Source organism: Streptomyces sp. NBC_01232, assembly GCF_035989885.1.
Classification (GTDB): Bacteria; Actinomycetota; Actinomycetes; order Streptomycetales; family Streptomycetaceae; genus Streptomyces.
The window spans coordinates 3,918,208-3,932,213 of sequence record NZ_CP108518.1 but is presented as its reverse complement, the minus strand read 5'-3'; the positions used below and the strand labels follow the sequence as shown (position 1 = coordinate 3,932,213).

Sequence of the window (14,006 nt, the reverse complement as noted above, 5' to 3'; positions counted from 1 at the left end):
CCCGCACGTGCCAGTGGGCGCCGCGATTCTCCCCGCAGGCGGGGGTGTCGCGGCGCCCGCCCCCTCAGGGGCCGGCGGTGGGTGCGTTCTCGCGCCATTCGCGGCCGATCGAGCGGAGCAGCGCCGGGTAGACCCCGAGGTAGCGGAAGGGCTTGATGCCCAGCATGTAGAAGGCGCCCAGGCGGCCGTTCGGCTTCACCAGGACCGTCATCTGGCCGTGGTAGCCGCCGTTGCCGTCCGGGACCCAGCCGATGTGCAGCGCCCCGTGCATGGTCCGGTTCGCGGTCTCCGCCACCCACTCGTCGTGGGTCTGGTAGACGGAGGTGAACGGCGCCGACCGCAGGTCGGGGCCCCGCTCGCCCTCGCGGAGGTCGGCCGGCAGGCGGTCGCGCAGGGTCGGGACCCGGGCGCCGAGCCCGCCGTCCTCCTTGTCCCAGCCGAGCAGCTTGCCGAGCTTCCAGCGGACGGCGAAGAGGACGCGCGCCACGGGGGAGGGGACGGGGTCCCCGGTGCCGGCCGCGAACTGGTGCACCAGGCGCGCGAGGTCATCGGGCCCGCCCGGGGTCGGTAGCGCCCACACGTCCTCCACCTGGAAGTCGTCGGCGATCTCGTGGATCCGCCAGGGGAGCGAGGTGTGCGCGGTCTTGGGGAGTCTCACTGATCGGCCCCTATCTATACGATGCCGTATAGATCGAGGCTAGCACTCATCTATACGGCACCGTATAGAAGGAGAGTCCTGTGAGGAGGAGCACACCATGGGCGCGACCCGCACACCGCGCGTCAAGTGGATCGAGGAAGGGCTGCGGGCGCTGGCCGCCGGCGGTCCCGACGCCGTCCGCGTCGAGTCGCTCGCGCAGGCGCTCGGCGTCAGCAAGGGCGGCTTCTACGGGCACTTCGGCAGCCGCGGCGCGCTGCTCACCGAGATGCTCGACACCTGGGAGCACGAGGTCGCCGAGGCCGTCATCGAGCAGGTCGAGAGCGGCGGGGGAGACGCGCGGGCCAGGCTGGAGCGGCTCTTCGAGATAGCCTCGTCGGCCGACGGACCGGTCAGGGGCACGACGGCCGAGCTCGCCATCCGCGACTGGGCCCGCCGCGACGAGGACGTCGCACGGCGGCTGCGGCGTACCGACAACCGGCGCATGGACTACCTGCGTTCGCTGTTCCGCGCCATCTGCACCGACGAGGGCGACGTCGAGGTCCGCTGCCTGCTCGCCTACTCGCTGCGGATCGGCGAGCACTTCATCGCCGTCGACCACGGCGCGCACACGCGCGCGGAGGTCATGGAACTGACGAAGCACTGGCTCCTGAGGTAGGCGCGCCTCCGGCAGGTGGGCGCCCGTGGGGACGGCCCGGTCGTCGCAGGTCTCGAGGGCGACGGCGGCGGAGGCGGCCGCCCGCGCATGCGAAAGGCCCCGGCCGAGGGACTCGGACGGGGCCCGTCGTGCGCGTGGAGCCGGCGGAGGCGATCAGCCGCCGCACTGGCAGGGGGCGCCGGACTGGCAGCCGCAGCCGCAGCCGGAGCCGCACCCGCAGGCCGCGAGCAGCGGCAGCCGCAACGGCTCCGGCCTCGGCAGCTGCTCCTGCTCCGGGGTGATGGGGACGGGGGAATCGGGCATGGTTCCTCCTCGTAGAGGCGGTGCCCCGCGGCATACGGGACTTCGTACGACGACCGCCCTCGCCCTCATTCATGCCCAGCGCCACGGGCGCGTCAACGGCGCATTGGGGCTCGGCGTCGCCCCCGGCGCAGGGGCCGGTGTCAGACGCCGTCGACCTGGGTCGGCTGCTGGAGGTCGTCCGCGTGCTCACCCGTCACCAGGTAGACCACGCGCTTGGCCACCGACACCGCGTGGTCGGCGAAGCGCTCGTAGTAGCGGCCCAGCAGCGTCACGTCCACCGCCGTCTCGATGCCGTGCTTCCAGCGGTCGTCCATCAGGTGCTGGAACAGCGTGCGGTGCAGCTGGTCCATCTCGTCGTCGTCCTGCTCCAGCTGGAGCGCCAGGTCGACGTCCTTCGTGATGATGACCTCGGCGGCCTTCGCCATCAGGCGCTGCGCCAGCTGCCCCATCTCCAGCATGGTGGCGTGCAGGTCCCGCGGCACGGCCGTGTCCGGGAAGCGCAGCCGGGCGAGCTTCGCCACGTGCTGGGCCAGGTCGCCGCTGCGCTCCAGGTCGGCGCTCATGCGCAGCGAGGTCACCACGATGCGCAGGTCGGTGGCGACCGGCTGCTGGCGGGCCAGCAGGGCGATGGCGCGGGCCTCCAGGTCGTGCTGGAGGTCGTCGACCTTCTGGTCGGCGGCGATGACGCTCTCGGCGAGCTTCAGGTCGGCGTCGAGCATGGACGTCGTGGCCCGCCCGATCGCGGAACCGACGAGCCGGGCCATCTCGACCAGGCCTTCTCCGATCGAGTCCAGTTCCTCGTGGTACGCGTCGCGCATGTCTCGTGTCCCTCTCTCGACCTACTACTGCCTACTGCAGCGAGCACTGCCCGGGGGCGGGCCTGGGGCGGCTTCCGGCCCCACGTTGACACGGTGAGCCGCAAACGCGTCCGACTCCGGCACCACAAGTGAATCAACCCCGTCGCCAGGGTGAACTCTGGGCGACGACTGTTCGAGGTGCCACCCGAACGGCTGTGGAAGTGTCGTCCGGCCTGCTTAACCTGGATCCATGGACGTGAACGCGGCGGTCGCCGCAGCTGCAGCGATCGCCGGTCTGTGCACCGGTGTGATCGCGATGCTGGCGTTCCGCTGGAGCGAGCGCGACCAGGCCCGCCCCACCCGGAGCTCCATGCGCCCCGACATCAATGCCGTGCTCCCGCCCGGCGTGGACACCGTCCTCTCGGTGCTGCGCTCCTCGGCCGTCGTACTGGACGAGGGCGACGCGGTGGTCAAGGCCAGTTCGGCGGCGTACGCACTCGGCCTGGTCCGCGGCGGCAAGCTCGCCGTCGAGCCCATGCTCCACATGGCCCGCGACACCCGCCGCGACGGGGAGATACGCCAGGTCGAACTGGACCTGCCCCGGCGCGGTACCGGCCGGGGAGAGGCCCTCGCGGTCTCGGCGCGCGTCGCCCCGCTCGGCTCCCGCCTGGTGCTCCTCCTGGTCGAGGACCTCACCGAGGCCCGCCGCATCGAGGCCGTACGCCGCGACTTCGTGGCCAACGTGTCGCACGAGCTGAAAACCCCGGTCGGGGCGATCTCCCTGCTGTCCGAGGCCGTCATGGACGCCGCGGACGACCCCGAGGCGGTCAGCCGTTTCGCCGGCCGCATGCAGATCGAGTCCACCCGGCTGATCAACCTCGTGCAGGAGCTCATCGACCTCTCCCGGGTGCAGAACGACGACCCGCTGGAGGACGCCGAGCCCGTACGCGTGGACACGCTGGTCGCCGAGGCCATCGACCGCTGCCGCCACACGGCGTCCTCCAAGCAGATCACCATGGCCGCGGGCGGCACCGCCGACCTGCGCGTATGGGGCAACCGGGGACAGCTCGCGGCCGCCCTCGGAAACCTGGTCGAGAACGCCGTCAACTACAGCCCCGCCCGCACCCGCGTCGGTATCGCCGGACGCAGGGTGACGGCTCCTGGGGGAGACTTGATCGAGATCGCCGTAACCGACCAGGGCATCGGCATCCCGGAAAAGGACCGCGAGCGCATCTTCGAGCGCTTCTACCGCGTGGACCCGGCCCGCTCCCGCGCCACGGGAGGAACCGGCCTCGGCCTTGCGATCGTGAAGCACGTGGCGGCCTCGCACGGCGGGGAGGTGTCGGTATGGAGCTCGGAGGGCCAGGGTTCCACGTTCACTCTGAGACTCCCTGAAGCAGCCGCGCCGGCCCCGGCGGCGGCCCCCCGTACCCACCCGACCCCTGCCTGACCCAGAACCGCTCCAGCCATTCCTGCCCCGGAGGTCCTTCCGTGACCCGAGTGCTCGTCGTCGAGGATGAGGAATCCTTCAGCGACGCCCTGTCCTACATGCTCCGCAAGGAGGGCTTCGAGGTCGCCATCGCCGCGACCGGGCCCGACGGGCTGGACGAGTTCGAGCGCAACGGCGCCGACCTCGTCCTCCTCGACCTGATGCTCCCCGGCCTGCCCGGCACGGAGGTCTGCCGGCAGCTGCGCGGCCGCTCCAACGTCCCCGTGATCATGGTGACCGCCAAGGACAGCGAGATCGACAAGGTCGTCGGGCTGGAAATAGGAGCGGACGACTACGTCACGAAGCCCTTCTCCTCCCGCGAGCTGGTGGCCCGCATCCGCGCGGTCCTGCGCCGCCGCGGTGAGCCGGAGGAGGTCACTCCGGCGGCCCTGGAGGCGGGCCCCGTACGGATGGACGTCGACCGCCACGTGGTCACCGTCGCCGGCGGCAAGGTGGACCTCCCGTTGAAGGAGTTCGACCTGCTGGAGATGCTGCTGCGCAACGCGGGCCGCGTGCTGACCCGTATGCAGCTCATCGACCGGGTCTGGGGCGCCGACTACGTCGGCGACACCAAGACCCTCGACGTCCACGTCAAGCGCCTGCGCGCCAAGATCGAGCCGGACCCGGGCGCGCCGCGCTACCTGGTCACCGTGCGAGGTCTCGGCTACAAGTTCGAGCCGTAGGCCGACGACGCTCCTGCGCTCCGAGGCCGGCCGGAGGCCGGCGCAGCGTCCCGACGCCGGTGAGGCCCCCTGGGCCTCGCCGTGCGAGGGGCGCACGCGGGACGGGGTTCGAGCCGGACCCGGGCGCGCCGCGCTACCTGGTCACCGTGCGAGGTCTCGGCTACAAGTTCGAGCCGTAGGCCGACGACGCTCCTGCGCTCCGAGGCCGGGTCGCCGTAGAGCAGTGCAGTACGGGAAGGGCCCCCATCCGCTGATGCGGATGGGGGCCCTTCCCGTATGCGTACGTCAGTGGCCCGCGCTGTGCGAGGGGGAGCCCGACGGCTTGCCGGTGGCGCCGGCCGCGGGGGACCCGGACGGGGAGCCCGAGGCGGAACCGGAGGCACCGGCCGACGGGGAGCCCGACGGGGACCCGGACGGGGAGCCCGACGGCGTGCCCGAGGGGGAGCCGGACGGGGAGGCGGCCGGGGCCGGGGCCGCGGTCGGGCCGAACGGCGCGAACGCACCGGTGGCCGGGACCACGAAGGCCTCCAGCTCGACGCCGCCCGTGCTGCTCAGCTGGAAGAGGACCTTCTGGACCTCGCCGTCCCGGACGGTCGCGGCGCCGTCCTCGATCACGGCGGAGGCGTTGCCCTTGCCGCCGATCACGACGTAGCCGAGGGCCGGCACGGTGACCTTGCCGGCGCCCTCGGCGGGCTTCAGCACGACCTTGCCCTTGCCACCCGGGAGGGTGATGCCGTCAAGCGTCTGAGCCTTGGTGCCGTTGTTGAAGACCGTCGCGGAGACGACCGCGGGACCCTTCTCGCCCTTCTGGCCCTGGGTGATCACCAGCGCGTTCTGGACCTGGATCTCGCCCTTGGTGACGGCGGCGTTGTCCGGCTTGATCTGGAGAGTCTGCGCATCGTTGCCCGCACCACAGGCGGCCAGCGAAGCGATCGAGAACACGACGGCGGTGGCGGCGAGGGCGCCGCGTCGAAGGCTGCGGCTCACGGCGGCGGCAACTCCTTGGACGATCGGAAGGGAGGGTGGGCTCCGCCCAGCGCTACCGCTGGGAGGTACCGGTACCCCCTGGAACGGCCGAGGTAAAGCCGCTCTAAGGGTGTGTCAGCGCGCTTAGGTTACCGAGCCGCCGCCCCGCCCCCGCACCCGACCCTCCGCAGCGCCGCCGCCACCCTGGGCGCGTCCCGCGATCTTGCATTCCGCGGTGCCGTTCACCGAGCCGATCTTGTGGTGCTCGCATATCGTGCGCCGGACCCCCGTTGATCAATTTCCGGATTCCCCCGAACACCACTTCGTGATCAATTCAGGATTGGGCCGGAACGCGCTCGGTGCGGGCGGCCGCCAGTCCAACGGAGTAGTTCGGTTTCCCGACTCGGAACCCGGCAAATCGGGACGTACGTCACACGGATGGAGGTGCGGGGCAGGTGTAGCGTGGCCCTTTCGCCTGGTCCGCGCAGCGCCCCCGACCTGCGAATACCCCCTTCCGGAAGCCCTTCGCAGCACGTTCGTGTCGCTGTTGTCAAGCCCCGAGATGTGCCCTGACCTGCGAAAACGCCATTCATAACAGTCAGTTCTCGTGTTACCCTGGATAGCCACGGAAGGGGTACCTGTCACATGACGTTCAAGGTTGGCGACACCGTGGTCTATCCCCATCACGGGGCCGCGCTGATCGAGGCCATTGAGACTCGTCAGATCAAAGGCGTGGACAAGACCTACTTGGTGCTCAAGGTCGCCCAGGGCGACCTGACGGTTCGTGTGCCTGCGGACAATGCGGAGTTCGTCGGCGTTCGCGACGTAGTCGGCCAGGACGGGCTGGACCGGGTCTTCGAGGTGCTTCGTGCACCGTATGCAGAAGAGCCGACGAACTGGTCCCGGCGCTACAAGGCAAATCTGGAGAAGCTCGCTTCTGGCGATGTCATCAAGGTCGCCGAAGTGGTGCGTGACCTGTGGCGTCGTGAGCGTGAGCGCGGGCTTTCCGCGGGCGAGAAGCGCATGCTCGCGAAGGCGCGCCAGATTCTGGTGAGCGAGCTCGCGCTCGCTGAGAACACGAACGAGGACAAGGCCGAGGCCCTCCTCGACGAGGTGCTCGCGTCCTGACGCGAGTCCCCGTGCACAGTTTGGTGCGCAGCTTGCCGCGGTGCCCGATGACAAGGTCTCTCCTCCACGAGAGGCCTGTTGCCGGGCGCTGCGGCATGTCTGTATCCGTACCTCTTGCACCTGTTGCATCCACTGCATCATTGCCACCATCGCCGCCGCGATGGCGTGCCGGGCCCGGGCAGCCTGCTCGACCGGTCGTCACGGAAGGGGCGAGGGCGTCGCACCCGGCACCCTTCAGGCCATACCCATGTCGGCCGAAGTCACAAACCTGGCTCGGAGCTACTGAATGTCTGACGTAACGCGTCCCCACCGCACCGCCGCGGTGATCCCGGCCGCCGGCCGGGGGGTACGCCTCGGTCCGGGCGCCCCCAAGGCCCTGCGGGCCCTCGGCGGTACCCCGATGCTCATCCACGCCGTACGCGCGATGGCCCGCTCCCGCGCGGTCTCCCTCGTCGTGGTCGTCGCCCCGCCCGCCGAGGCCGCCGAGGTGCGCCTGCTGCTGGGCGAGCACGCGCTGCCCGAGCGCACCGAGCTGCTGGTCGTCCCCGGCGGGGAGACCCGCCAGGAGTCCGTGCGCGCCGGCCTGGACGCGCTGCCGGCGGACGTCACCTCCGTACTCATCCACGACGCGGCCCGCCCGCTCGTCCCCGTGGACACCGTGGACTCGGTCGTGGAGGCCGTGCGCGACGGGGCGCCCGCCGTGGTGCCCGCGCTGCCCCTGGCCGACACGGTCAAGGAGGTCGAGCCCGGCAGGCCCGGCGAACCCGAGCCGGTCCTCGGCACGCCCGAGCGGGCCCGGCTGCGCGCCGTGCAGACCCCGCAGGGCTTCGACCTCGCCACCCTCCTGCGCGCGCACGCCGAGATCGCCGTCGCCGGCGAGGGCGCCACCGACGACGCCGGAATGGTGGAACGGCTGGGTGTCACCGTCGTGGTGATCCCGGGCCATGAAGAGGCCTTCAAGGTCACCCGTCCGCTCGACCTGGTCCTCGCCGAGGCCGTACTCGCCCGCAGGAGGGCCACCGATGGCTACTGAGCCCACCACCCCCGCCGCGCCGCTGATCCCGCTCGTCGGCATCGGCACCGACGTCCACGCCTTCGAGACCGGCCGCGAGCTGTGGTGCGCCGGCCTGCTCTGGGAGGGCGAGGACGGCCTGGCCGGCCACTCCGACGGTGACGTCGCCGCCCACGCCGCCTGCGACGCGCTCTTCTCCGCCGCGGGCGTCGGTGACCTCGGCGCGCACTTCGGCACCTCCCGCCCCGAGTGGTCCGGCGCCGCCGGCGTCACCCTTCTGGCGGAGGCGGCCCGCATCGTCCGCGCCGAGGGTTTCGAGATCGGCAACATCGCCATCCAGGTGATCGGCGTACGCCCGAAGATCGGCAAGCGGCGCGAAGAGGCACAGAAGGCGCTCGCGGCCGCGGCCGGCGCCCCCGTCTCCGTGTCCGGCACCACCACCGACGGACTGGGGCTCACCGGTCGTGCCGAAGGGCTCGCCGCCATCGCCACCGCCCTCGTGTACCGGACGAACCGGGCCTGAACGCACGTAGCGGCCGCACATCTTCGGCAACAAAGGTGCCCCGGGTCCCGAAAGGGTCGCGGGGCACTGCTACAGGGCCACTACCCTGGATGCCGTGACTATTCGCCTGTACGACACCAGCGCCCGGCAGATCCGCGACTTCACCCCGCTCACCGCGGGCTGTGTCTCGATCTACCTGTGCGGCGCCACGGTGCAGGCCGCCCCGCACATCGGGCACATCCGGTCGGGCCTCAACTTCGACATGATGCGCCGCTGGTTCGAGTACCGGGGCTACGAGGTCACCTTCATCCGCAACGTCACGGACATCGACGACAAGATCATCGCGAAGGCCGCCGAGCAGCGCCGCCCGTGGTGGTCCATCGGTTACGAGAACGAGCGCGCCTTCAACGACGGCTACACCGCGCTCGGCTGCCTCCCGCCCACCTACGAACCGCGTGCCACCGGCCACGTCACCGAGATGGTCGAGATGATGCGCGGCCTCATCGAGCGCGGTCACGCCTACGAGTCCGAGGGCAACGTCTACTTCGACGTGAAGTCGTACGCCGATTACCTCTCGCTCTCCCGCCAGGAGCTCGACAACATCCGCCAGCCGGAGAGCACCGGCGAGACGGGCAAGCGCGACGCACGCGACTTCGCCATGTGGAAGTCCGTCAAGCCCGGCGAGCCCTCCTGGGAGACCCCGTGGGGCCGCGGCCGTCCCGGCTGGCACCTGGAGTGCTCGGCCATGGCGCACAAGTACCTCGGCGAGGCCTTCGACATCCACGGCGGCGGGCTCGACCTGATCTTCCCGCACCACGAGAACGAGATCGCCCAGGCCAAGGCCTTCGGCGACGAGTTCGCGAAGTACTGGGTCCACAACGCCTGGGTCACGATGTCCGGCGAGAAGATGTCCAAGTCGCTGGGCAACTCGGTCCTCGTCTCCGAGATGGTCAAGAACTGGCGCCCGATCGTCCTGCGCTACTACCTCGGCACCCCGCACTACCGGTCGATGATCGAGTACAGCGAGGACGCGCTGCGCGAGGCCGAATCGGCCTTCGCCCGGATCGAGGGCTTCTACCAGCGCGTCATCGAGAAGGCCGGCGGTCCCGTCGAGCCGGCGGCCGAGGTCCCGCCCGCCTTCGCCGAGGCCATGGACGACGACCTGGGCGTCCCGCAGGCGCTCGCCATCGTCCACACCACCGTCCGCCAGGGCAACAGCGCGCTCGCCGCCGACGACAAGGACGCGGCCATCGCGCGCCTGTCCGAGGTACGGGCCATGCTGGGCGTCCTCGGCCTGGACCCGCTCGACCCCCACTGGGACGGCGGGAACGGCTCCGACCGCGGCGAGGAGCTCCACGGCGCCGTGGACACCCTCGTACGACTCGTGCTGGAGCAGCGCGAGTCCGCACGGGCCCGCAAGGACTGGGCGACCGCCGACGCGATCCGCGACCAGCTCCAGCAGTCCGGGCTGGTCATCGAGGACAGCCCCACCGGTCCGCGCTGGACGCTCGGCCCCCGCTGAGCCCAGCAGCTGAACTTGGTGTGCTGCCCGGCGCTCCGGGCGGCACACTCTTCATACGTACATATCGCAGCACCAACGAAAACAGGTAGAAGTCATGGCCGGGAACAGCCAGCGCAGGAACCGCCGCACGTCCAACAAGAAGGGCGCGACGGTCGGCAGCGGTGGCCAGCGGCGCAAGGGCCTGGAAGGCAGGGGCCCCACGCCCAAGGCCGAGGACCGCAAGAAGCACAAGGCCAACCGCATCAGCAACGCCATGGCCCGGCAGGCCGCCAAGCGCCGCCCGGCCCCGCGCCGCGGCGGTCCCAAGGGCACCAGCGAGATGGTGGTCGGCCGCAACCCGGTCTTCGAGGCGCTGCGCGACGGGGTCCCGGCCACCACGCTCTACGTCCAGCAGTTCATCGACAACGACGAGCGCGTCCGCGAGGCCCTCCAGCTCGCCGGCGAGCGCGGCAACATCAACCTGATGGAAGCCCCGCGCCCCGAGCTCGACCGCATGACCAACGGGCTCAACCACCAGGGCCTGGTCCTCCAGGTCCCGCCGTACGAGTACGCGCACCCCGAGGACCTCACCGCGGCCGCCTACGACAACGGCGACGACCCGCTGATCGTCGCCCTCGACGGCGTCACCGACCCGCGCAACCTCGGCGCGATCGTCCGTTCCGTCTCCGCCTTCGGCGGCCACGGCGTGGTCATCCCCGAGCGCCGCGCCGCCGGCATGACCGCCGGTGCGTGGAAGACCTCGGCCGGCACCGCCGCCCGTACCCCGGTCTCGCGCGTCACCAACCTGACCCGCGCCCTCCAGGACTACAAGAAGGCCGGCATCACCGTCGTCGGCCTCGCGGCCGAGGGCACCCACGAGGTCCAGGACCTCGAGGTGCTCGGCGGCCCGGTCGTCATCGTCGTCGGCTCCGAGGGCAAGGGGCTGGGCCGTCTCGTCGGCGAGAACTGCGACTACCTCGTGCGCATCCCGATGCCGGGCGGCGCCGAGTCGCTCAACGCCGGTGTCGCCGCGGGCGTCGTGCTCTACGAGGCGGCCCGCCGCCGCGCCACCCGCGGCCGCGTCTGAGCTCCGCGCGACTGATCCACTTGGCTCAGGGAATGTGACCCGTGAGCGTGTCACCCCGCCCGATTCGGGCGGGGTGGCTTGATCTTGACGGGTCTCGGACACATCCCTGTCGTCAAGGCAGTGTCCTAAACACTGATCACTCGGTTAGATGAGTGTGGACACCAGAACGTCAGGGTTCGACGACCAGCCCGCGCTGAGCATGGTCAAGGTGCCGTGCGACCCCGCACAGGTCATCGTCAACCACGCCAGCTTCCGCGTGCGGCTCGCACCGAGCCCGAGCGCGCGTTCCAAGCCCGCGAAGGCCCCCGGCCGCGCACCCGTCCTGGGTGGCGCCGTGGTGGCGGCCGCCGGGGCCACCCGCCGCCGGGCCCCCGTGGTCTGGAGCGGCAAGTCCGACGCCGGCGACGCCGCGGCCATGGGCGGACTGCTCCAGGCCGTCCGCGAGGCCGGGCGCGGACACGACGAGTACGACGGCGGCGCCACCCAGGTCATCCCGCGCGTGGACATGGTCCACGACCTCGCCGAGGACACCCTCGCCACGCCGACCGTCATCGGCCAGCGCAGCTACGGGGACCCCGCCGAGACGCGTCCGCTGGCCGCCGTACGGGACCTGCCGTACCAGGGGCCGCCCGGCTCCGGGCCCGGCGCGGACTCCCGCCGGTCCGGCCCCGACACGCGCGGGCAGGCCTCGTACTACCCCGGCCGCCGGATGAACCTCGGCGTCGTGCTGCTCCCGCTGCGCGTCTTCCTCGGATTCATCTCCATCTACGCCGGCATGGGCAAGCTGTGCGACCCCGTCTACTTCGACGGCGGCGAGCGCGGCTCCATGGTCACCTGGCTGCACACGCTGAACCCGTGGGCACTGGCCGAGCCGCTGCGCGACTTCGCGCTCGCGCACCCGGTCGGCGCGGGACTGAGCGTGGCCTTCCTCCAGGTCATCGTGGGCGTGCTGACGGTCTTCGGTCTGTGGCAGCGGTTCGCCGCCTGCTTCGGGGCGCTGCTGTCCGCAGCGCTGCTGATGACCGTGAGCTGGAAGACCGTCCCGGCCTACGACGCGCCCGACATCATCTACCTCGCCGCCTGGAGCCCGCTGATCATCGCGGGTGCCCCGGTCTACTCCCTCGACGGGCGCCTCGCCGGCGAGGCCTGGCGGACCCTCGGGCCGCGCTCCGAGATCTGGCGGCTGCGGCGGCGCGTGCTGCGCCGCGGGGCCGTCATGGCCACCGTCGTCTGCGGGCTCACCCTGCTCGTCGGCTCGCTCCTCGGCGGCGCCGTCCGCTCCTCCACCGTCGTCACCGTCCCCGGGCCGGGCGAGGCCCCCAGCAACTACCTGCCGGGCCGCCCGCTGCCGCAGGCGCCGGCGAAGCAGCAGCCGGGCCAGCGGCAGCCCTCGCAGTCGCCGAGCAAGGCGGCGTCGCCCTCGGCGAGTGCGACCGAGCCCGCCACGAAGTCCGGGAAGACCGCGTCCGGCAGCCCCTCCAAGGGGACCTCGGGGACGCGCTCCGAGTCGCCCACCGCGACGCGGGGCACCACCGGCAAGCAGCAGACCCCGCGCGCCACGCCCCGGCAGTCCTCCTCGCCGAGGCAGCCGTCCTCTGCCGGGACCACGAGCGGCGGGGCTCCGGCCCCGAAGCAGCCGGGCCTGATCGGCGGGCTCATCGGCTGACACCGGCACAGGGAAAGAGGGGCCCGGCACGCACGAGCGTGCCGGGCCCCTCCGTGTGTGCAGGGCGCGCGGGCGGTGCGTACGGGCGCCACGTACGGGCGGTGCGGCGCCCGGGGTACGGGCGGTGCGGCGGGAGCGCGGGCGTGCGTGCCTGCCGGGAAGGGCCTCAGGAGCCCGTCTGCGCCGCCAACTCCCTTGCGGCCTCGGTGAGGTCCTTCGCGGTGTCGATGGCCCGCCAGTAGGCCCCCTGGGGCAGCGGGAAGCCCGCGAGGCGTCGCTCACGGGCCAGACGCGGGAACGTCGTCCGCTCGTGATCCCCCAAGTCCGGGAGCAGCGCGGCGAATTCGGGGCTGAAGACGTACACCCCCGCGTTGACGAGGTAGGGCGACGGCGGGGCCTCGATGAAGTCCAGCACGTGCCCGAACTCGTTGGTCTCCACGACCCCCCACGGGATCCGCGGCCGGGCCAGCGCGAGCGTGGCCACCGCGTCCCGCTCGGCGTGGAAGGCCGCCATGTCGCGGAGCGAGAAGCGGGTCCAGACATCGCCGTTCGTCGCGTACCAGGCCCGGTCGGGGTGCGGGAGCCGGCGGGCGGCGTACTTGAGACCGCCGCCGCGGCCCAGCGGCTCCTCCTCGACCACCGTGGTGACGCGCAGCGGCAACCGGGCCCCGGCCAGCCACTCCTGGAGCACCTCGGCGAGGTGCCCGCAGGAGACCACGGCGTCCGTGACCCCCTCGGCGGCCAGCCAGGCCAGCTGGTGCCCGATGATCGGCACCCCCGTCCCCGGGATCTCGACCATCGGCTTCGGACGGTCGTCCGTGTACGGACGCAGCCGCGACCCCTGGCCGCCCGCCAGGACGACGGCCTGGGTGGGGGCGGCGGGGAACGCGGCTGCGGAGGGAGCGGGCGGAGCGGATCGGTGGTCGTCGGTCATGGCGGCCAGCGTAGGGACGTGGCGTGCGTCAGCCCATGGAGGCGACGCCGGAGGCGTACGAGGTGTCGCAGACGGGACGGGCGAAGGACTGCGCCTTCGTCGGGCCGTACGCGTCCACGGCGGCCCGCCCCAGCGCCCGGGCGATCCCCACGCAGTGCTCGGCGAGCGAGGGCCGCCGGTTCACCTCCTGCTGGAGGTGGGTGAGGACGTCGTCGGGCTGACCGCCCTGCTGCAGCTCGCCGACGAGCTGATCGCGCAGCACCTCGTGCGCGGCGCGCGGCTTCGCGGGGACGGAGACGTCCTCGGCGGCGGCGGTCAGGACCTGGGAGGACGAAGTGTCCGCCCACGGGACCATGGTGACCGCGAGGGTCCCGGACAGGACCAGGACGACGGGCAGGACCAGGGCGAGGGAACGGCCGATACGGCGGGCAGTGTGGGTCACGAGGGCGAGAGTAGCGCTCGGTGAAGATTTGGCGACATTTAGTCACCCTGTCGGGGGATGGTTCGACGTGGTTTTTCGAATTAAGGGTTGACGGTTGGGGCCGAATGGCCCGGTCTGCCGGGGTTCCTGAAGCAGTCCGGAGGGATCCCGGCCGGACAACGGACGCCGAAGGGGCGCCCCTTG

Annotated in this window: 15 protein-coding genes; 9 read left to right on the top strand and 6 right to left on the bottom strand. The window is 71.8% G+C overall.

Annotation, left to right across the window (positions count from 1 at the left end):
* Positions 1–64 precede the first annotated feature (64 nt).
* Positions 65–658 (bottom strand): DUF2867 domain-containing protein, encoded by a 594-nt coding sequence (locus OG444_RS18080; protein WP_327263164.1) that lies wholly within the window; start codon positions 656–658, stop codon positions 65–67.
* A gap of 97 nt (positions 659–755) precedes the next feature.
* Here OG444_RS18080 and OG444_RS18075 point away from each other — a divergent pair, with 97 nt between their 5' ends.
* Positions 756–1,313, top strand: coding sequence for a TetR/AcrR family transcriptional regulator (locus OG444_RS18075; RefSeq protein ID WP_327263163.1), 558 nt, complete (start codon positions 756–758; stop codon positions 1,311–1,313).
* A 153-nt stretch (positions 1,314–1,466) separates the two neighbouring features.
* On the opposite strand, the gene OG444_RS18070 is transcribed toward OG444_RS18075, so the two are convergent.
* Both OG444_RS18070 and phoU read right to left on the bottom strand, forming a co-directional pair.
* The gene (locus tag OG444_RS18070; protein ID WP_327263162.1) at positions 1,467–1,616 is read right to left on the bottom strand and encodes a hypothetical protein; all 150 of its coding nucleotides are present in this window, start codon (positions 1,614–1,616) and stop codon (positions 1,467–1,469) included.
* A gap of 140 nt (positions 1,617–1,756) precedes the next feature.
* Positions 1,757–2,434, bottom strand: coding sequence for a phosphate signaling complex protein PhoU (phoU, locus tag OG444_RS18065; protein WP_327263161.1), 678 nt, complete (start codon positions 2,432–2,434; stop codon positions 1,757–1,759).
* A 229-nt stretch (positions 2,435–2,663) separates the two neighbouring features.
* Between phoU and OG444_RS18060 the strand changes: the two genes are divergently transcribed.
* Positions 2,664–3,863: a sensor histidine kinase gene (locus OG444_RS18060; protein ID WP_327263160.1), complete on the top strand. Its 1,200-nt coding sequence runs from the start codon at positions 2,664–2,666 to the stop codon at positions 3,861–3,863.
* Positions 3,864–3,904: 41 nt separating this feature from the next.
* On the top strand, positions 3,905–4,585 hold the full coding sequence (locus tag OG444_RS18055) for a response regulator transcription factor (RefSeq protein ID WP_030387286.1): 681 nt from the start codon (positions 3,905–3,907) through the stop codon (positions 4,583–4,585).
* 285 nt (positions 4,586–4,870) lie between these two features.
* Here the strand turns inward: OG444_RS18055 and OG444_RS18050 are convergent, their stop codons facing one another.
* Entirely contained in the window at positions 4,871–5,572 is a 702-nt protein-coding gene (locus OG444_RS18050) for a DUF461 domain-containing protein (protein WP_327263159.1), read from the bottom strand.
* 624 nt (positions 5,573–6,196) lie between these two features.
* On the opposite strand from OG444_RS18050, the gene OG444_RS18045 reads away from it, so the two are divergent.
* The 6 genes from OG444_RS18045 to OG444_RS18020 all read left to right on the top strand — a co-directional run bounded on the left by OG444_RS18045 (position 6,197) and on the right by OG444_RS18020 (position 12,447).
* Positions 6,197–6,679, top strand: a complete 483-nt coding sequence (locus OG444_RS18045) for a CarD family transcriptional regulator (protein ID WP_003953493.1) — start codon at positions 6,197–6,199, stop codon at positions 6,677–6,679.
* 286 nt (positions 6,680–6,965) lie between these two features.
* Positions 6,966–7,712 (top strand): 2-C-methyl-D-erythritol 4-phosphate cytidylyltransferase, encoded by a 747-nt coding sequence (gene ispD, locus OG444_RS18040; protein WP_327263158.1) that lies wholly within the window; start codon positions 6,966–6,968, stop codon positions 7,710–7,712.
* The gene (gene ispF, locus OG444_RS18035; protein WP_327263157.1) at positions 7,702–8,214 is read left to right on the top strand and encodes a 2-C-methyl-D-erythritol 2,4-cyclodiphosphate synthase; all 513 of its coding nucleotides are present in this window, start codon (positions 7,702–7,704) and stop codon (positions 8,212–8,214) included. The genes ispD and ispF overlap by 11 nt, the downstream gene beginning before the upstream one ends.
* Before the next feature lie 94 nt (positions 8,215–8,308).
* On the top strand, positions 8,309–9,715 hold the full coding sequence (gene cysS / locus OG444_RS18030) for a cysteine--tRNA ligase (protein WP_327263156.1): 1,407 nt from the start codon (positions 8,309–8,311) through the stop codon (positions 9,713–9,715).
* A 94-nt stretch (positions 9,716–9,809) separates the two neighbouring features.
* Entirely contained in the window at positions 9,810–10,781 is a 972-nt protein-coding gene (rlmB, locus tag OG444_RS18025; RefSeq protein WP_327263155.1) for a 23S rRNA (guanosine(2251)-2'-O)-methyltransferase RlmB, read from the top strand.
* Between the two features lie 148 nt (positions 10,782–10,929).
* Positions 10,930–12,447, top strand: a complete 1,518-nt coding sequence (locus OG444_RS18020) for a DoxX family protein (RefSeq protein ID WP_327263154.1) — start codon at positions 10,930–10,932, stop codon at positions 12,445–12,447.
* A gap of 166 nt (positions 12,448–12,613) precedes the next feature.
* Here OG444_RS18020 and OG444_RS18015 read toward each other — a convergent pair whose 3' ends face one another.
* Both OG444_RS18015 and OG444_RS18010 read right to left on the bottom strand, forming a co-directional pair.
* Positions 12,614–13,381: a nucleotidyltransferase family protein gene (locus OG444_RS18015; protein WP_327263153.1), complete on the bottom strand. Its 768-nt coding sequence runs from the start codon at positions 13,379–13,381 to the stop codon at positions 12,614–12,616.
* A 28-nt stretch (positions 13,382–13,409) separates the two neighbouring features.
* Positions 13,410–13,823 (bottom strand): hypothetical protein, encoded by a 414-nt coding sequence (locus tag OG444_RS18010; protein WP_327263152.1) that lies wholly within the window; start codon positions 13,821–13,823, stop codon positions 13,410–13,412.
* Positions 13,824–14,006: the final 183 nt, after the last annotated feature.